Source organism: uncultured Eubacterium sp. (assembly GCF_934525195.1).
GTDB lineage: Bacteria > Bacillota > Clostridia > Oscillospirales > Acutalibacteraceae > Eubacterium_R.
Map to the genome: position 1 here is coordinate 227,995 of NZ_CAKSZA010000002.1, position 16,551 is coordinate 244,545.

General features: G+C 37.7%; 16 protein-coding genes and 1 tRNA gene. 9 read left to right on the forward strand and 8 right to left on the reverse strand.

Features of this window, described 5'->3' with window-relative positions:
• The first annotated feature begins 24 nt into the window (after nt 1-24).
• On the forward strand, nt 25-1,362 hold the full coding sequence (locus Q0E03_RS03165) for a TrkH family potassium uptake protein (RefSeq protein WP_297129463.1): 1,338 nt from the start codon (nt 25-27) through the stop codon (nt 1,360-1,362).
• A gap of 11 nt (nt 1,363-1,373) precedes the next feature.
• Complete coding sequence (locus Q0E03_RS03170; protein WP_297129465.1) at nt 1,374-2,021, forward strand: TrkA family potassium uptake protein; 648 nt, start codon at nt 1,374-1,376, stop codon at nt 2,019-2,021.
• 128 nt (nt 2,022-2,149) lie between these two features.
• Here the strand turns inward: Q0E03_RS03170 and Q0E03_RS03175 are convergent.
• Nucleotides 2,150-2,242, reverse strand: a tRNA-Ser gene (locus Q0E03_RS03175).
• 95 nt (nt 2,243-2,337) lie between these two features.
• Here Q0E03_RS03175 and Q0E03_RS03180 point away from each other — a divergent pair.
• On the forward strand, nt 2,338-2,682 hold the full coding sequence (locus tag Q0E03_RS03180) for a hypothetical protein (RefSeq protein WP_297129468.1): 345 nt from the start codon (nt 2,338-2,340) through the stop codon (nt 2,680-2,682).
• Between the two features lie 54 nt (nt 2,683-2,736).
• On the opposite strand, the gene Q0E03_RS03185 is transcribed toward Q0E03_RS03180, so the two are convergent.
• Complete coding sequence (locus Q0E03_RS03185; RefSeq protein WP_297129469.1) at nt 2,737-5,235, reverse strand: glycoside hydrolase family 3 C-terminal domain-containing protein; 2,499 nt, start codon at nt 5,233-5,235, stop codon at nt 2,737-2,739.
• 186 nt (nt 5,236-5,421) lie between these two features.
• Between Q0E03_RS03185 and Q0E03_RS03190 the strand changes: the two genes are divergently transcribed.
• The 4 genes from Q0E03_RS03190 (at nt 5,422) to Q0E03_RS03205 (ending at nt 8,631) form a co-directional block, all read left to right on the forward strand.
• Nucleotides 5,422-6,249: a hypothetical protein gene (locus tag Q0E03_RS03190; RefSeq protein WP_297129471.1), complete on the forward strand. Its 828-nt coding sequence runs from the start codon at nt 5,422-5,424 to the stop codon at nt 6,247-6,249.
• 65 nt (nt 6,250-6,314) lie between these two features.
• A complete protein-coding gene (locus tag Q0E03_RS03195) occupies nt 6,315-7,022 on the forward strand; it encodes a hypothetical protein (RefSeq protein ID WP_297129473.1) in 708 nt (235 codons plus the stop codon).
• A 54-nt stretch (nt 7,023-7,076) separates the two neighbouring features.
• Complete coding sequence (locus tag Q0E03_RS03200; protein ID WP_288527799.1) at nt 7,077-7,778, forward strand: hypothetical protein; 702 nt, start codon at nt 7,077-7,079, stop codon at nt 7,776-7,778.
• A gap of 130 nt (nt 7,779-7,908) precedes the next feature.
• Nucleotides 7,909-8,631 carry a hypothetical protein gene (locus Q0E03_RS03205; protein WP_297129475.1) on the forward strand — a complete coding sequence of 241 codons (723 nt, stop codon included), beginning with the start codon at nt 7,909-7,911 and terminating at the stop codon, nt 8,629-8,631.
• 104 nt (nt 8,632-8,735) lie between these two features.
• On the opposite strand, the gene Q0E03_RS03210 is transcribed toward Q0E03_RS03205, so the two are convergent.
• Complete coding sequence (locus Q0E03_RS03210; protein ID WP_297129477.1) at nt 8,736-9,350, reverse strand: TatD family nuclease-associated radical SAM protein; 615 nt, start codon at nt 9,348-9,350, stop codon at nt 8,736-8,738.
• A 117-nt stretch (nt 9,351-9,467) separates the two neighbouring features.
• Here Q0E03_RS03210 and Q0E03_RS03215 point away from each other — a divergent pair, with 117 nt between their 5' ends.
• Nucleotides 9,468-10,730: a PLP-dependent aminotransferase family protein gene (locus Q0E03_RS03215; RefSeq protein ID WP_297129479.1), complete on the forward strand. Its 1,263-nt coding sequence runs from the start codon at nt 9,468-9,470 to the stop codon at nt 10,728-10,730.
• A gap of 129 nt (nt 10,731-10,859) precedes the next feature.
• Complete coding sequence (locus tag Q0E03_RS03220) at nt 10,860-11,144, forward strand: hypothetical protein (protein WP_297129481.1); 285 nt, start codon at nt 10,860-10,862, stop codon at nt 11,142-11,144.
• A gap of 45 nt (nt 11,145-11,189) precedes the next feature.
• Here Q0E03_RS03220 and Q0E03_RS03225 read toward each other — a convergent pair whose 3' ends face one another.
• The 5 genes from Q0E03_RS03225 to Q0E03_RS03245 all read right to left on the reverse strand — a co-directional run bounded on the left by Q0E03_RS03225 (nt 11,190) and on the right by Q0E03_RS03245 (nt 16,456).
• Nucleotides 11,190-12,665 (reverse strand): TrkH family potassium uptake protein, encoded by a 1,476-nt coding sequence (locus Q0E03_RS03225; RefSeq protein WP_297129483.1) that lies wholly within the window; start codon nt 12,663-12,665, stop codon nt 11,190-11,192.
• Nucleotides 12,666-12,677: 12 nt separating this feature from the next.
• Nucleotides 12,678-14,069 carry a Trk system potassium transporter TrkA gene (gene trkA / locus Q0E03_RS03230; RefSeq protein ID WP_297129485.1) on the reverse strand — a complete coding sequence of 464 codons (1,392 nt, stop codon included), beginning with the start codon at nt 14,067-14,069 and terminating at the stop codon, nt 12,678-12,680.
• A gap of 117 nt (nt 14,070-14,186) precedes the next feature.
• Nucleotides 14,187-14,699 carry a dUTP diphosphatase gene (locus tag Q0E03_RS03235; protein WP_297129487.1) on the reverse strand — a complete coding sequence of 171 codons (513 nt, stop codon included), beginning with the start codon at nt 14,697-14,699 and terminating at the stop codon, nt 14,187-14,189.
• 15 nt (nt 14,700-14,714) lie between these two features.
• Entirely contained in the window at nt 14,715-14,969 is a 255-nt protein-coding gene (locus tag Q0E03_RS03240) for a DUF6171 family protein (protein ID WP_297129489.1), read from the reverse strand.
• On the reverse strand, nt 14,969-16,456 hold the full coding sequence (locus Q0E03_RS03245; RefSeq protein ID WP_297129491.1) for an alpha-N-arabinofuranosidase: 1,488 nt from the start codon (nt 16,454-16,456) through the stop codon (nt 14,969-14,971). The genes Q0E03_RS03240 and Q0E03_RS03245 overlap by 1 nt, the downstream gene beginning before the upstream one ends.
• Nucleotides 16,457-16,551: the final 95 nt, after the last annotated feature.

A 16,551-nucleotide genomic window follows, 5' to 3' on the forward strand; every position in this document is an offset into this window, starting at 1 on the left:
TCGGCAAAGGAGTTTACATTTATTATGCCGAAAAAATCAAACATAAAAAAACGACTTTCAACCTTTCAGATTATATTACTTGGCTTCGCAGGAGTGATATTGCTCGGCGCTCTGCTTTTGATGCTGCCTATTTCATCGGCAGAAAGAATTGTCACTCCGTTCAACGAAGCATTGTTTACATCAACTTCCGCCGTTTGTGTAACCGGACTTGTAGTTAAAGACACAGGCAGTTATTGGTCTGCTTTCGGTCAAGCGATAATCATTACGCTTATTCAAATCGGCGGTCTTGGAGTTGTCACAATTGCCGCATCATTTTCTATGCTTGCAGGCAGAAGAATTTCGCTTATGCAACGAAGCACAATGCAAGACGCAATTTCCGCTCCAAAGGTTGGCGGAATTGTCAGGCTGACAAAGTTCATCATCACAGGCACATTTATTATAGAAGCAGTCGGTGCTGTTTCTATGATGCCTGTTTTCTGCAAGAACTTTGGTGCAAAAGGAATTTGGATGTCTGTTTTTCATTCCATTTCCGCATTTTGCAACGCAGGTTTTGACATTTTGGGCACAGAGGGCAATCAATTCTGCTCGCTAACCTCATACACATCAAATCCGGTTATCAACATAACCGTTATGCTTCTTATTGTAATCGGCGGCATCGGATTTTTGACTTGGGACGACATATATAACAACAAGTTTAAGATTAAGAAATATCGTATGCAAAGCAAGATTATTCTTGTTACATCACTTGTTTTAATTTTACTGCCGGCTATATATTTCTTCATTTTTGACTATAAGGATTTCAGCATCGGCAACAGATTGCTTGCTTCCCTGTTCCAATCGGTCACAACAAGAACGGCTGGTTTTAACACAACCGATTTGACAAAGCTGACTCGACCGTCACAGGCAATTATGATTTTTCTTATGCTTGTCGGCGGTTCACCGGGTTCAACGGCAGGTGGTCTTAAAACCACAACAATTGCTGTACTTATTCTCAACGCCTTTACTTGTTTTAGGCAAAAGGAACATGTTTGTGCATTTGGCAGAAGAATTGACGACAGCGTTATAAAAAGTGCGGCAACAATTGTTATGATGTACATCACACTTTTCTTCATCGGCGGTGTTTCAATTTGCACTATCGAAAAATTGCCGTTGGTTGCAAGCCTGTTTGAAACCGCTTCTGCAATCGGCACAGTAGGATTGACTTTGGGAATTACACCAAAATTGAGTTTAGCGTCACAAATTATACTCATAATACTGATGTATCTCGGCAGAGTCGGAGGCTTAACCCTCATTTACGCAACATTATCGGTCAAAAAACATATCAATGCAAAAATGCCACTTGATAAAATCACAGTAGGTTAAAGGAGCACAAAATGAAAAATATATTACTTATCGGCCTTGGACACTTTGGCAAGCACATTGCAATGGAACTTAACCAATTGGGTCACGAGATTATGGCAGTTGATGAAAACGAAGAAAAAGTCAATGATGTTTTGCCATATGTTACAAGCGCTCAAATCGGCGACAGCACAGATTCCGACTTTTTGGAATCGCTCGGAATCAGAAATTTTGATGTTTGCATTGTAACAATGTCGGGCAATTTCCAAAATTCACTTGAAACAACATCATTGCTCAAAGAATTGGGTGCAGAATTTGTTGTTTCGGCAGCCAAAAGAGATGTCCAGGAAAAATTCTTACTTCGCAACGGTGCCGACAAGGTTGTTTATCCGGAAAAACAAATGGCAAAATGGACTGCAATCAGATACACCTCCGACCACATACTTGACTACATTGAAGTTGACGATTCATATGCGATTTTTGAAGTGCAAGTGCCGGACAATTGGATTGGCAAATCAATCGGTAGAATTGACATTCGTAAAAAGTACAACATCAACATTTTGGCTCTTAAAGAATACGGCAAGCTGAATATGGCAATAACGCCTGACACCGTGCTTTCAAGCAGCATCACCATGCTTGTCCTCGGTGATTACAAATCACTCCAAAAATGCTTTAAGCTATAATAAAACAAAACGGATTCGCCCACAAAGACGAGTCCGTTTTTTGTTGAGGATATTCGCTCCCTCCTTGTTCGAATCCCTCTGTTACACCTAAAAATAAAAAGTCCGTCTGATGACGGACTTTTTATTTTTGGCGGAGAGCAAGGGATTCGAACCCTCGAACAGGTTATAGCCCGTTACACGATTTCCAATCGTGCTCCTTCGGCCAGCTCGGACAACTCTCCAAATAAATTACTTGCATATTATAACCTATTAAAATAAAAATTGCAAGTAAAAATATTATATGTTATAATAAAAATATATTTAGGAGGTAATCATTATGAAAAACAAAAAATCGACAGTGCTTTTTGCTGTTTTTGCAATCATTCTTTTTGTCATTGCAGGAATAACAACAGGCGTTGCAATCAAGTCGGGCAATGAATACAAAGGAACGGTTGCAGCATACAAACTATACCAGAAATCAGAATTCAATCTTGGCGGAGTAAGTTTGTCGGCTCAAACAGATTCGGCTAAAAAGCAAGCAGACGAACACAAAAACAACTTCAAAAAATTCTTCGCAATTTCGATTTTGCTTTATGTTGCACTTATTGTAATGCTCGTTTTACTATATCTCAATGTGGTCAAAGCAAATGAAATCGAGAACGAAACAAAAAAGCAAGAATAAACAATATATCATAAAAAAGGAGATGCAATGCACCTCCTTTTATTTATTATTCGATTAGATAGCTGAAAGAAGTTTTGGAAGTCTTGCGAGAGTTCCGCCGAGAGTCCAGAAAATTCTGCTAAATCCAATGAATGATGATTGGTCATCGTTGAGCATCATAAGGAGTCCCGCTGCTTGATATTCGCTGAAAGCACCCATAGACATCTGAACAAAGTTACGGATAGGAATCTGTGTTGCCATTGCGGCAAGCATCTTGCCATCACCATTTTCGGCAGAGCCCATACCCGACATAACCTTTGAAATGAGTCTGCAAAGTCTGCCGCCCCACTTTGTATGTCTTGCATCGTTAAGGCATGAGTACTTATCAATTTTCTTTGAAGTATCAATTTGAGGATTTGGAAGTTCACCGTAAACTGCGGCAAAATCATCACGAGTGATGTTTTTAACATCATTGTAGTAAGCAGGAGCTGTTGCACGGTAATCAGGAATTTCGCAAGCAGGAGCTTCTACATTTACAGTAGCTGTGAGCTTGACATCTCTTGATGAAGCACAAACCATAATGTCGAAGTCGCCCGACTCAACGCACCAATCGTTGATGTTTACATTATAGAAAGCGAAAGCTCTCTTTGAAAGCTCAACAGAAACCTCTTTTTCTTCACCGGCATTGAGAAATACCTTTTTATATCCCTTGAGTTCCTTTGTAGGACGGAAGATAGTTGATTCCTTATCAGCAACATAAACCTGTGCGATTTCTGCACCTGCTACTTCGCCTGTGTTCTTAACCTTGAATGATACTGTGAGAGTGTCTGTATCTTTGATTGAATCAGCGGAAAGTTTAATATCGCTGTACTCAAATGTTGTATATGAAAGACCGAAGCCGAATGGGAACACAACATCCTCATTTGCCGAATCATAATATCTGTAACCGATGTAAACGCTTTCCTTATGCTCTGAAGTAACAGGACCACCCGGATAATTGCCGAATGTCGGATTTGCTTCAAACGAAACAGGATAAGTTTCTGATGTTTTACCCGATGGGTTAACCTTACCTGTAAGAATATTTGCAACGGCTGCGCCTGCTGCCTGTCCGCCAAGACCTGAATTAAGAAGGCCCTTAACCTCTGAAAGCCACGGCATAAGAACAACAGAACCGCCTGCAAGAACAACGATTGTGTTTGGATTTGCAGCAGCAACATCAGAGATAAGCTTGTTATGATTTGGAGGCATATTGATTGTTTCTCTGTCGTAGCCCTCGCCCTCGAAGTCCTCTGTAAGACCTGCGAACACGATAGCAACATCAGCGTTCTTTGCAACATTTACTGCTTCTTCTGTAAGCTGTGCCTCAGTCATTCTTGTCTTTTGCTCTTTCTTAGTGCCTGCCGACTTGTAATAGCCCTGTGCATAAGTAACATCTACGCCGAGTTCTACAAGTTCATCATAAGCGTTTGAAAGCATTGTAGGATTGATAACAGAAGAACCTGCGCCCTGGAAGCGAGGAGCTTTTGCCATCTCACCGATAACAGCTACCTTTTGACCTGCCTGAAGAGGAAGAATGCTGTCATCGTTCTTAAGAAGAACCATTGAGCCTTCTGCAATCTTTTGAGCAATCTTATGGTGAGCCTTTTTGTCATATGTATGTGTCTTTTCAAGAGCCGGCTTTGACTTCAAGATGAGGTCAACAACAGCGTCTACTCTTTCATCAAGGACAGCTTCGTCTAGAGTTCCGTCCTTTACGGCAGCAACGATTTTCTTTGCATTGAGATTGCCTGATGACGGCATTTCGAGGTCTGTGCCTGCTTTAACGCCGTCAACACGGTCAACAGATGCACCCCAGTCTGTTACGATAAGGCCCTTAAAGCCCCATTCCTTACGGAGAACCTGCTGTTGCATCCATTCATTTTGTGAAGCATAAACACCGTTAATACGGTTGTACGAGTTCATAATTGTCCAAGGCTGAGCCTCTTTAACTGCAATTTCAAATGCCGGGAAATAAATCTCACGCATTGTACGCTCATCAATAACTTCGTTGAGAACCATACGGAATGCTTCCTGTGAATTACAAGCAAAGTGCTTAAGCGATGTACCTACGCCCTTTGACTGAACGCCGTTGATGATGGCGGCTGAGCACTTACCTGCAAGAAGCGGATCTTCTGAAAAATACTCAAAGTTTCTGCCGCATGTTGGAGCACGCTTGATGTTTGTACCCGGACCGAGAATAACAGATACCTTTTCTTTAAGGCATTCTTCTGCCATAGCTACGCCCTCTTCAAAGAGCAAATCATCGTCCCAAGAGCATGATGAAGTTGCGGCAGGCGGGAAGCAAGTTGTAGGCACAGAGTTGCCAAGACCGATACCGCCAGATGACTTAGCCTCGCCTTCTTCAGGTACATAGTCCTTACCCTTTGCCTTACGCAAACCGTGAGGGCCGTCTGTAATGCAAATCTTAGGGAGTCCGAGTTCCGGAGCTTCCTCAAGATGCCAATAGTCATAACCGGAAACAAATGTTGCCTTTTGCTCAAGGCTCATTTTTCCGACGATTTCAGAGTGTTTCATAAAAAACTCCTTTCAAATTTATAAATTTACTGAATTATTATACAATAAATAACACCGTTTGTCACTAACTTTTGGTAATATTTTTTATAATATTTTAATTTAAAAATATTTAATTATATGTATGTATAAATTTATATATAAAACTGCACAGATAATAAACAGAATGTTAACTTTTGGTGTTTTGGATTGACACAAAGAACAGTTTATGATATTAAGAAATTAGAGATAAAATATATAAAAATTCAAAAGGATGGTGATTTTGTGAACAAACCAAACAAAGCGTTGATTTTACTGATATTTATTGTGTTCTTTGGTGTAAGCGCAATTGGATTCAAAATTGCCGACAAAGTATTTTATCCTATTGCGAAAGCACAAACAGTTTCATATCTTTGCGAAAAATATAATGCAAAGCCTAATGAATTTAAGATGAAAGATTACAACCAAGCACATCTTGAATGGTATGATACCGGAGTTTTTACTCAAACGCCGAAATGGTTGGACTTTTCATTTGAATTTGAATATAAAGGCAGACGATTTGTAGCTTGCAGAAATAAAGGTGCGATTTATGACGATTATCAGCTTGATGACATTGAAAAATGGTGCACCGAATGGTTGCAAGAAAATGTTGATGATCGCATTACAGGAGTGATACTTGATACGAGAGATATTTTGTATTATTCATCAACAACAAAAAAAGGTTATACGTATGTAATAACCAAAGCTGAAACAGAAAATTTTTTAAAGAACTATAAAAGTATTAATGATGTAAAGATTTTTAATTATTATGATATAAACGGACCGGTCAATCATGGTATTGATGAAGAATTAAATCAGAAAATTACTTTTAAAATCGGTAATGGCGTAGATTGTTCAGCGGATTATTCTGAAAAAATTATTACAAGAGAGATTGATAAAAGTCGATTTATTAATTGGAGCAGTTGGTATTTAGAGGATATTGAAAATTTGAGTACCGAATGCCTACAAAAAATGTTGAATTTTGGTATTTCGAACTGACATAGGGCATATTTTATGATATTGAAAAGTTAGGAATAAAAAATAAGTACAAGGATGGTGATTTTGTGAACAAACCAAATAAAGCGTTGATTTTACTGATATTTATTGTATTCTTTGGTGTAGGCGCAATTGGATTCAAAATTGCCGACAAAATATTTTATCCCATTGCGAAAGCACAAATAGTTTCATATCTTTGCGAAAAATATAACGCAAAGCCTAATGAATTTAAGATGAAAGATTACAACCAAGCACATCTTGAATGGTATGATACCGGAGTTTTTACTCAAACGCCGAAATGGTTGGACTTTTCATTTGAATTTGAATATAAAAGCAGACGATTTATAGCTTGCAGAAATAAAGGTGCAATTTATGACGATTATCAGCTTGATGACATTGAAAAATGGTGCACCGAATGGCTGCAAGAAAATGTTGATAATCGCATTACAGGAGTTGAAATAAGCACACACGATATTTTGAATTATTTGTCTGCAACAAAAACCGGTTACAATCATGTGATTTCCAAAAATGAAACATACGATTTTTTAATTAATTATAGAGAAAACGAAACAAAAGTTTTCTATTATTATGACATAAACGGATCAACATTTTACGGTGTCGACGAAAATCTTGGTAAACAAATCAAATTAAAAATCGGAAGTATAGCAAAATGTTCCGCCCAATTTTCAAAAGAATCAGCAATAAAGAAAATTGATAAAAGCAGCAATTATTCTTGGATGAGCTGGTACAAGGTATTAAATAGTATAGGAGAATAAAAATGAAAATCATTACAATTATTGTAACGATAACAAATCGCAAGGAGTGATTGCATGGCTGAAGAAACTATCAAAAACAATAAAAAAAGAAAATCAATAAAAATCATTTTTTTAGCGATAATTTTGCTGACTCTTGCAAATCTCTTTGCTTATCCTGTTGTCGCTGCACAGGCAAAAATATATTTATCTTTAAAATACAAAGAGTCGCCCACAAAATTTGAGCTTGTTGACCACAATCAATCGCATGTGAGAAGTGAAGAGTATGAAGTATTTTTTATGAAACCGAAATGGGTTGATTTTTCATTCGAATACAAATATAACGACAGGCTCTTTTTTGTCAACAGGGACAAGGGTAGGTTCTATGATGACTATCAATTAGAAGATATTGAAAATTGGTGCACAGAATGGCTCAAAGAAAATGTTGATGAAAGAATTGTTGGAATTGAATTGAACAGCAACCATATTTTCAAATATCAAAAAAAATTAAAAAATAGCAAAATCAATCAAAATGAAATTAAAACTTTTTTACACGAATACTTTTCAGGAACTTTAGGCGATTTATATTTTGTTTGTCTTTATAACGAACATCAATCGAGTAACGATAATGATGGTTTTATAAGTAAAATAATATATAATAAGCTTAATCTGATAGGGACGAATAATAAAAATCATATTAAATTCTTAATTAATCCTAATTATAAATTTGAAAAATCTAAACCAGGTTATTCAATATGGACTTCTTACTATTTTTTCTAATTTAGAAAAATAATCGGAAAATATTATTTTGATTATTTAAATCAAACAAATTTTATATACATAAACAAAAACATAAAAAGGAAAATCATTACAGTTATTGTAACGATAACAAATTGCAAGGAGTGATTGCATGGCTGAAGAAACTATCAAAAACAATAAAAAAAGAAAATCAATAAAAATCATTTTTTTATCGATAATTTTGCTGACTCTTGCAAATCTGTTTGCTTATCCTGTTGTCGCTGCGCAGGCAAAAATATATTTATCTTTAAAATACAAAGAGTCGCCTACAAAGTTTGAGCTTGTTGACCACAATCAATCACATGTGAGAAGTGAAGAGTATGAAGTATTTTTTATGAAACCGAAATGGGTTGATTTTTCATTCGAATACAAATATAACGACAGGCTCTTTTTTGTCAACAGGGACAAGGGCAGGTTCTATGATGATTATCAATTAGAGGATATTGAAAATTGGTGCACAGAATGGCTCAAAGAAAATGTTGATGAAAGAATAGTAGGGATTCCATTAGATAGCTATGAATTAATAAGTTTTCAAAAATCATACAAGAATAATGTTTTGACAAAAAATGAAATCAAAACATTTCTATATGATTATTTTTCAGGTAATTTAGGAATAAATAACTTTGCGTTGTTTTATGATGAATCTATAAAAAGAAATGACTATTCCAAGCAAGATGACGAATGCAATAAGATTGATAATTCTATCAGAAAAGAATTAAAAATAATCGGTATAAAAAACGATAGGTTATCTTCGTTCTATTTATACAAAAATCTAAAACATAACCGAAATAAATATGTATATAGCGTTTTGGATACATTTTATTTACAAAAATAATCGGAAAATATTATTTTGATTACTTAAATCAAACAAATATTTTATACATAAACAAAAACAGACTGCAATCCTACTGAAAAGATTGCAGTCTTATGTTTTGTGATTTATCTGCCCTCATCAAATGAACGGCAAATGAATGTTGCGCCGAGAGATTCGGCGAGTTTTCTTGATTTTTCGATATTTTCCTTGCCGATTACATCAACAACACTCATATGAACCTCAGGGCAATACTTTGCACATTCCTTGGTGAATTCGAGAAGTGCAGGAAAAGCCTTTGTCGGATAAATATTTCTTGTAACGGCATCGTAGCTGTCGGAATCGGGGTCATTGAGAGAAACAGAAACAATGTCGAACGCTTCGCCGATTTCCTTGGCTGTACTTCTGCCGTTAATCAAATCCGAAAGACCGTTAGTGTTGATACGGATTTTGATTGACGGATTGATTGTTCTCAAATAATTTGCAGTTGCAATCAAAACATCAAGGCGTTCGGTAGGTTCGCCATATCCGCAGAAACAAACGGAATCAATCTTTTCAAATCCGTAAGCATCAACAGCTTTTTTGATTTCGTCAAGGCTTGGTTCGTTGCCGTAGAACCAAAGATTTTCCGCATCGCCGACCGCATTGCCCTGTGAACGGATGCAAAAAGTGCATCTGCAAGGGCATTTGTTTGTTATATTAATGTATGTTCCGCCACAAAGTGAATAAATAATATCTGCCATAATTATACACAAAGTGCAATAAACACTATCTCCTTATTGAAATTTTATTCTATATATTATATAATATTTTTGGCATTAATCATATAGGCAAATGTGCAAATAATTTAAGGTACAGATATGAAAAAATACATAGAGATTTATAATTATTACAAAAACCTCATACTGACAAATCAACTCAAAGCGGGTGACAAACTCCCATCTGTTCGAGCTGCCACACAGCTTTTGCCCGTGAGCAAAACGACAATCCAAAATGCTTATTTTGAATTACAGGCTGACGGATATGTTATCGCTTCCCCAAAAAGCGGATATTATGTCACCGAGCAAAAAAACATTGTTCCAAAAGCAACAACACACACCGAGGAAAACAGCAAGATATTATACGACCTCAAAAGCGGTGATGCAGACGAGGAAAGTTTTGATATTAAGCTATGGCAACGATACATAAAAAGTGCACTCCGACAGGAAGAACGATTGTTATCATACGGTGATGTTCAGGGCGAAACCGATTTGAGAGAAGTTTTGTCCGACTACATCCGAGCAAAGAGGAATGTTTCGGCATCCCCTGACAGAATTGTTGTCGGTGCAGGCGTTCAATCGCTTTTGTATATTCTGTGTTCGCTTATCAAGAACAAAGGCACGGTATCTTTTCCCGATAAAAGTTTTGTGCAGGGTATGAATTTATTTGCAGATTACGGATTTGAAGTTAAAACAAGGAACAAAGACGCCGACATCATTTATGTTTCACCGTCACATATGACATCGTACGGAAATGTTATGCCAATCAAAAGACGGCTTGAACTTGTTGAATACAGCAAGGAGCGTGGCAGTCTTGTAATTGAGGACGATTTTGACAGCGACTTTTTGTATCAAACAAAGCCTATCCCCTCCCTTTTTGCCTTGTCGAATGCACAGAACATAATCTATATGGGCAGTTTTTCAAATGTGCTTATACCGGGTATCAGAATCAGTTTTATGGTGCTGACCGAAGAACTTGCAAAGGAATTTCAAAAATGCAAGAACAAGTTTTCTCAAACTGCAAGCAAAACCGAGCAAATTGCGTTGTGCCAATACATCCGTGACGGACACATCAATTCGCAAGCACGAAAAGTCCGCAGGTTATACACGGCAAAAGCAAAATATTTTTGTGATGAACTTCAAAAGGTTTTGCCCGATTCAAAAATTGAATTGAGCGAAAACGGATTGCAAGTCAAGGCAGAAATACCGTTTGAAAAAGAAACGGCTATATTTGAACAAAACGGAATAAGCGCAAACATCGTTTCATACGAAAACGGAATGTTAAGGATTGTGTTTGTACCGTCAGCGGTAAAAATCTCCGATATTCCGTCAGCAGTTGAAAAAATAAAGTCAATAATTTTATAGAACTTTTGTATTATAAGTACAGTTTTAAGGACTTGTAATCCCTACCCTATTGTAATTAAATCTCCTTTGTTTTACAATGCAAATGTAGACAAAAAACAAACATTGCAAAACGAAAAAGGAGATTTTATTATGAACAAAAAAGATATATTAAAAGGCGTTGCAATTTCAATAATCACACTTGTTGTGGGATATGTGGCGATGATTGTGCCGTTCAATTTGTTTTTATCAATTTCAAAGGACGGACAAAGAATATTTTTCATCATTGAACTTTGCGTATACCTTACAGTAGGTTGCGTATTTATGCTCATACAAGAAAAGAAGGAAAATCAGGCAAAAAAAGAAAAAGCACGCCACGAAGAACGAGCAAGAAAAATAAAAGATGTGCAACAAAATTGGTATGATGTTGCAGCATAAAACGAAATCGCAGAAGATTCGATGCTTCTGCGATTTTTAATATTTTTATTTATTTCTGATTTTGCGAGCGGTTTTTCTTTTAAATGTGTCGAGCCAAAGACGAGGGCTGAACAAAAGAAGAATCGGGAACAGTTCCAATCTGCCTGCAAGCATATCGAAAACAAGCACAATCTTTGACAAGTCGGAAAACTGCGAAAAGTTTTGTGCAGGTCCGACAAGTTCAAGACCCGGACCGATATTGTTAAGCGTTGCAGCAATCGCCGTGAAGTTAGTTACCAAGTCGTAATCTTCAAGTGAAACGCAAAGCATACTTCCAACAAAAATAATAAAATATGTGATTATGTAAACATTTGTTGACCGCAAGGTTTCGTGTTCAACGGTTTTGCCGTCAAGAGTAATCTTCTTTATATTCTTCGGGTGAAGATAAGATTGGATTTCCTTGCTGATTGTTTTAATCACAACGATAAATCTTGAAACCTTGATACCGCCGCCTGTGCTTCCCGCACAAGCGCCTACAAACATCAAAAGCACCAAAATCGCCTTTGAAAATGACGGCCAAGCATCAAAGTCTATTGTTGAATAACCTGTTGTTGTGATGATTGAAGAAACCTGAAATGCCGATGTGCGAATATTATCCGCAACATTTGTATATAGGTCGGCTGTGTTTACGCAAATCAAAACTACAGAAGCGATGATTACACCAAAATATGCTCTGACTTCTTCCATTTTGAGTGCCTTGCCAAGTTGACGAAGCACGAGAAAATAATAAAAATTGAAATTGACACCAAACAGTGCCATAAAAATAGTGATGACCCATTGGATATACGGAGAATAGCTTGCCATAGAATCATTTTTGATACCGAATCCACCCGTACCTGCTGTGCCAAGCGAAGCGGTAATCGCATCAAAAACAGGCATATCACCGCAAACAAGAAACACAATTTCCACAATAGTAAGAATAAAGTACAAAGCATACAAAATTCTTGCAGTATAGCGCATTTTCGGAACAAGTTTGCCAACCGAAGGGCCGGGACTTTCCGCACGCATAAGGTTCATATTTGAACCGCCTGTCATTTGAACAACGGCAAGCAAGAAAACAAGAACACCCATACCGCCTATCCAGTGAGTGAAGCTTCGCCAAAACAAAGAAGCGTGCGAAAGCGCCTCAACATCTGTGAGAATACTTGCACCTGTGGTAGTGAAACCCGAAACAGTTTCGAACAAAGCGTCAACAAAATGCGGTATTTCGCCTGTCAAAACAAGAGGAACGGCACCGAACACGGAAAGCACAATCCAACTGAGTGCCGTAGCCGTGCATCCCTCTTTGAGATAAAATACATTGTTTTTAGTTTTTTTAATGGCAACAACTGCACCTATTGCAAAGGTTACGCCTGCACAAATAAGATATGTCTTATATTCTTCCTCGTGATAATACAAACCCACAAGTCCCGGCATAAGCAACAGCAAGCCCTCTAAAACAAGCACATAGCCAAGAATTTTTCTTATAATAGAACCGTTCATAAATAACTATCCTTATGCAAGAATATTGCTAATATCATTAAAACCGGAGTGAGTTGTGACAATCATAACGCTGTCACCCGGCAAAATGCAGTCCTGACCTGACGGGATAATAACCTTGCCTCTTCTGAAAATGAAGCAAATCAGGAGATTATCCTTGAGTTTAAGTTTCATAATAGGAACATTGGTAACCTTTGATTCCTTGTCAATCTTGAACTCAACAGCCTCAACTCTATGATCGAACAAATGATACAAGGTTTCAACATTTGAGCCTTTGGAAGCGCTCTTTGCTCTTACATAAGCGATAATCGCCTCACTTGTGATATAGCGAGGATAAATAACCGAGCCGATGTCAAGAGTGTTGATTGCATCCTTAAATCTTATTTTATTAATCTTTGTAACAAGTTTTGCGTTAGAAAACTGTTTTGCATGAACAGTGAGAAGTATATTTTCCTCATCGGAACCTGTTAGAGTGACAAACGATTCGGCGCTTTGAATTCCCTCCTCGTTGAGCAAATCCTCATCAACGCCGTTTCCGTTGATGACAATAACTCTCGGAAGCAAGGTTGCAAGTTCCTCACAACGCTCCTTGTCCTTTTCAATAAGGGTGACATCAATTCCGTTATCAGACAAGCGTTTTGCAAGATAATATCCTGCGTCACCGCCACCGATAATCATGGTGTTTTTAACCTTATTTGTTTTAAATCCAATATGTTTTAGGAAATCAGAAACCTTTTTTGCGGGTGCAACAAACGAAAGCATATCACCTGCTTTAAGTTCAAAATCACCTGTCGGGATGTAGATTTGATTGTTTCTTTCAACTCCGCAAACAAGCACATCATTTGTACTTTTACCTAGTTGGGCGATAGTCATACCGTCAAGGATGTTACCGTGAGGAATTCTGATTTTTACAAGGTCAGCTTTGCCGTGAGCAAAAGAAGTGACTTCAAGTGCGGTAGGCAAGCAAAGAATTTTGTATATTTCTCGAGATGCTTCATACTCGGGATTAACAATCATTGCAAGACCGAGTTTGTCCTTAATATGATTGAGTTCGTGTGAATATTCGGGATTACGGACTTTTGCAATAGTTGAACAATGACCGACACGAGATGCAACCGTGCAGCAAAGCAAGTTGAGTTCGTCCGAATCGGTTACGGCAATGATAAGGTCGGCATCAACAATACCTGCTTCTTTTTGAACGCTAAACGAAGCACCGTTGCCGACAACGCCCATAACATCGTATGCATCGGTAATCTTTTGCACCTTTTGAGGCGACGTGTCAACAACGGTGATATCATGATTTTCAACAACAAGTTGTTCTACAAGAGCTGTTCCGACAACTCCGCAACCAACAATAATAATATTAAGTCCCGTTGCTTCCTTAAATCTTTTTCCTAAAAATCCCATTACTTCACCTTTAATTTACAAATAATAAATTCAAATGGTAATATACCACTAACGCAAAATAAATACAAGTGCAATATTTCAACTCAACCGAAAAAACAGATAAATTACTGAATTTGTTTATTTCTTTGTTGTTGAGCCGAATCCGCCGTCACGAATTTCGTCTACGGAATCGGACATTGTTATGCCGAACTGAGTGAATATACCCTGAGCAAAACCGTCACCAGCATTTACCGTGACGCTGTGTCCGTCATCGTGAGCGGTACACGAGAGTTTCACCATAATATGCCCCTCATTTGATGAGCCGTAGTAATCCGCATCAATTATGCCTACTGTATTGTCAAGACCGATTCTGTGCTTAAATCCAAGACCCGAACGCGGGAAAACGCTAAGCACCCATCCGTCATTGATTTTTGCACGGATTCCTGTCGGAATAAGGGTTGATTCGCCTGTTTTGATTGTTATATCGGCAGGAGCAAAAAAATCGTAACCTGCCGAGCCGACTGTTGCACGAACAGGAAGTTTGATGCTGTCATAGATTGATTGCACATCCTCGGTTTCGGGATATACCTTGAGCCAATCCTTTTCAAATTGTTCAAAGCTTACTTTTTCGAATTCTGCAATTCTCTGCATAGTTGTTTCCTCTTTTCACCATTTTTTATCATCAAAATTCGGGCAATCCTTGTTTTTCAGAATTGCACGAACTTCTACATAACAGCCGCATTTCAGGCACATACCCGAAATCAAGCTGTCGCATTTTTTACACATTGACAAGCGATGATTATATACCTCATCGTTCACCTTTTCCGAAGCGTCTATTGTTTTGATATAATCCTGAATTTGATTATATGTCACATTTTGACCTGCTTCGAAAAGCAAACATCTTTTGCAGTTATTATCCATTATTTATTAATAACAAATTTAACAACGCTGCAAGCAGGAATTGTTGCCGTGAAACCGTCTTTAAGCTTTCTGAAATCGGTAAACGGCACGGTTTTTACATTATCCGTATCGTCAAAATCATTCTTTTCGTGACATTCGCCTGTAAGAATTTCGGCAGTTATGCTTTCAACTTTTGTATCGGCAACCTGACATTTAATCTTTGCAGCCTTAGTTGATGAGTTGTTTGTGATTGTTGAATAAACAGTTCCGTTTTCATCAACAGAAGCAGACTCGCAAAGCTGCGGAAATTCCTTATTATCATTAACCGAATTAACCATAGGCGTTGTTATATATGAACCAACTAAAGTGTTTTCCTGATGTTCTTTATACATTTTAAACACATAATAGGTTGGCGTTTTAATCATCTTTTCGCCATCAGTCAAAATAACTGCTTGAAGAACATTTACCGCCTGGGCAATATTTGCCATCATAATTCTGTCTGCGTGCTTATTGAAAATATTAAGAGTAAGACCTGCAACAATAGCATCACGCATAGTGCTTTGCTGATAAAGGAATCCCGGATTTGTTCCCTCCTCAACATCATACCAAGTGCCCCATTCATCAACGATGAGCTTAACCCATTTTTCAGGATTTACGCTATCCATAACAGCAAGGTGGTTTGTGATAAGTTCTTCCATCTTGTACGCCTTGCAAATAGTTGAATCATATTCGTTTTTATCAAAAACGGTAGCAGAGCCTTTGTGAGCCCAATTGCCTGTCGGAACGGTATAATAATGAAGTGCAATACCGTTTGCGTGGTGCTTAACTTTATCCATAACCTCTCTTGTCCATTTATAATCGCAAGAGTTTGGTCCGCACGCAATTCGGTTAATATGCTTATTTGAATCATAATCACGGCAATAGGTATTATAACGCTTAAAAAGGCAACCGTAATATTCAGGGTCCATATTTCCGCCACAGCCCCACGATTCGTTGCCAACACCAAAATATTTGAGATTGAACGGCTTATCGCTTCCATTCTTTCTGCGAAGTTCTGCCATTGGAGAAACACCGTCAAAGGTCATATATTCTACCCACTCGCTCATCTCCTGAACAGATCCCGAGCCGACATTACCGTTGACATATGTATCACAGCCAAGCTGACGGCAAAGTTCAAAATATTCGTGAGTACCAAAAGAGTTGTCCTCAACAACACCGCCCCAATGAGTGTTAATCATTTTCTTTCTCTGTGACTTATCACCGATGCCGTCTTTCCAATGATATTCATCCGCAAAACAACCACCTGGCCAACGAAGAACAGGTATTCCCATTTCTTTAAGAGCATTTACAACATCGCATCTCATACCATTTACATTAGGTATTTTTGAATTTTCACCGACAAAAATTCCCTCATAAATACATCTGCCGAGATGTTCGGAAAAATGGCCGTACAAATCTTTATTGATTTTTGCAATTTTTTGATTTGGGTTAATAAGATATTTTTCCATAAACCGCACTCCTTAAATTCATATATCTTTAAGTTATCATATTAAAAATATAAAGTCAACAAATTGACATAAAATCTTTAAAGATTTATAATAGT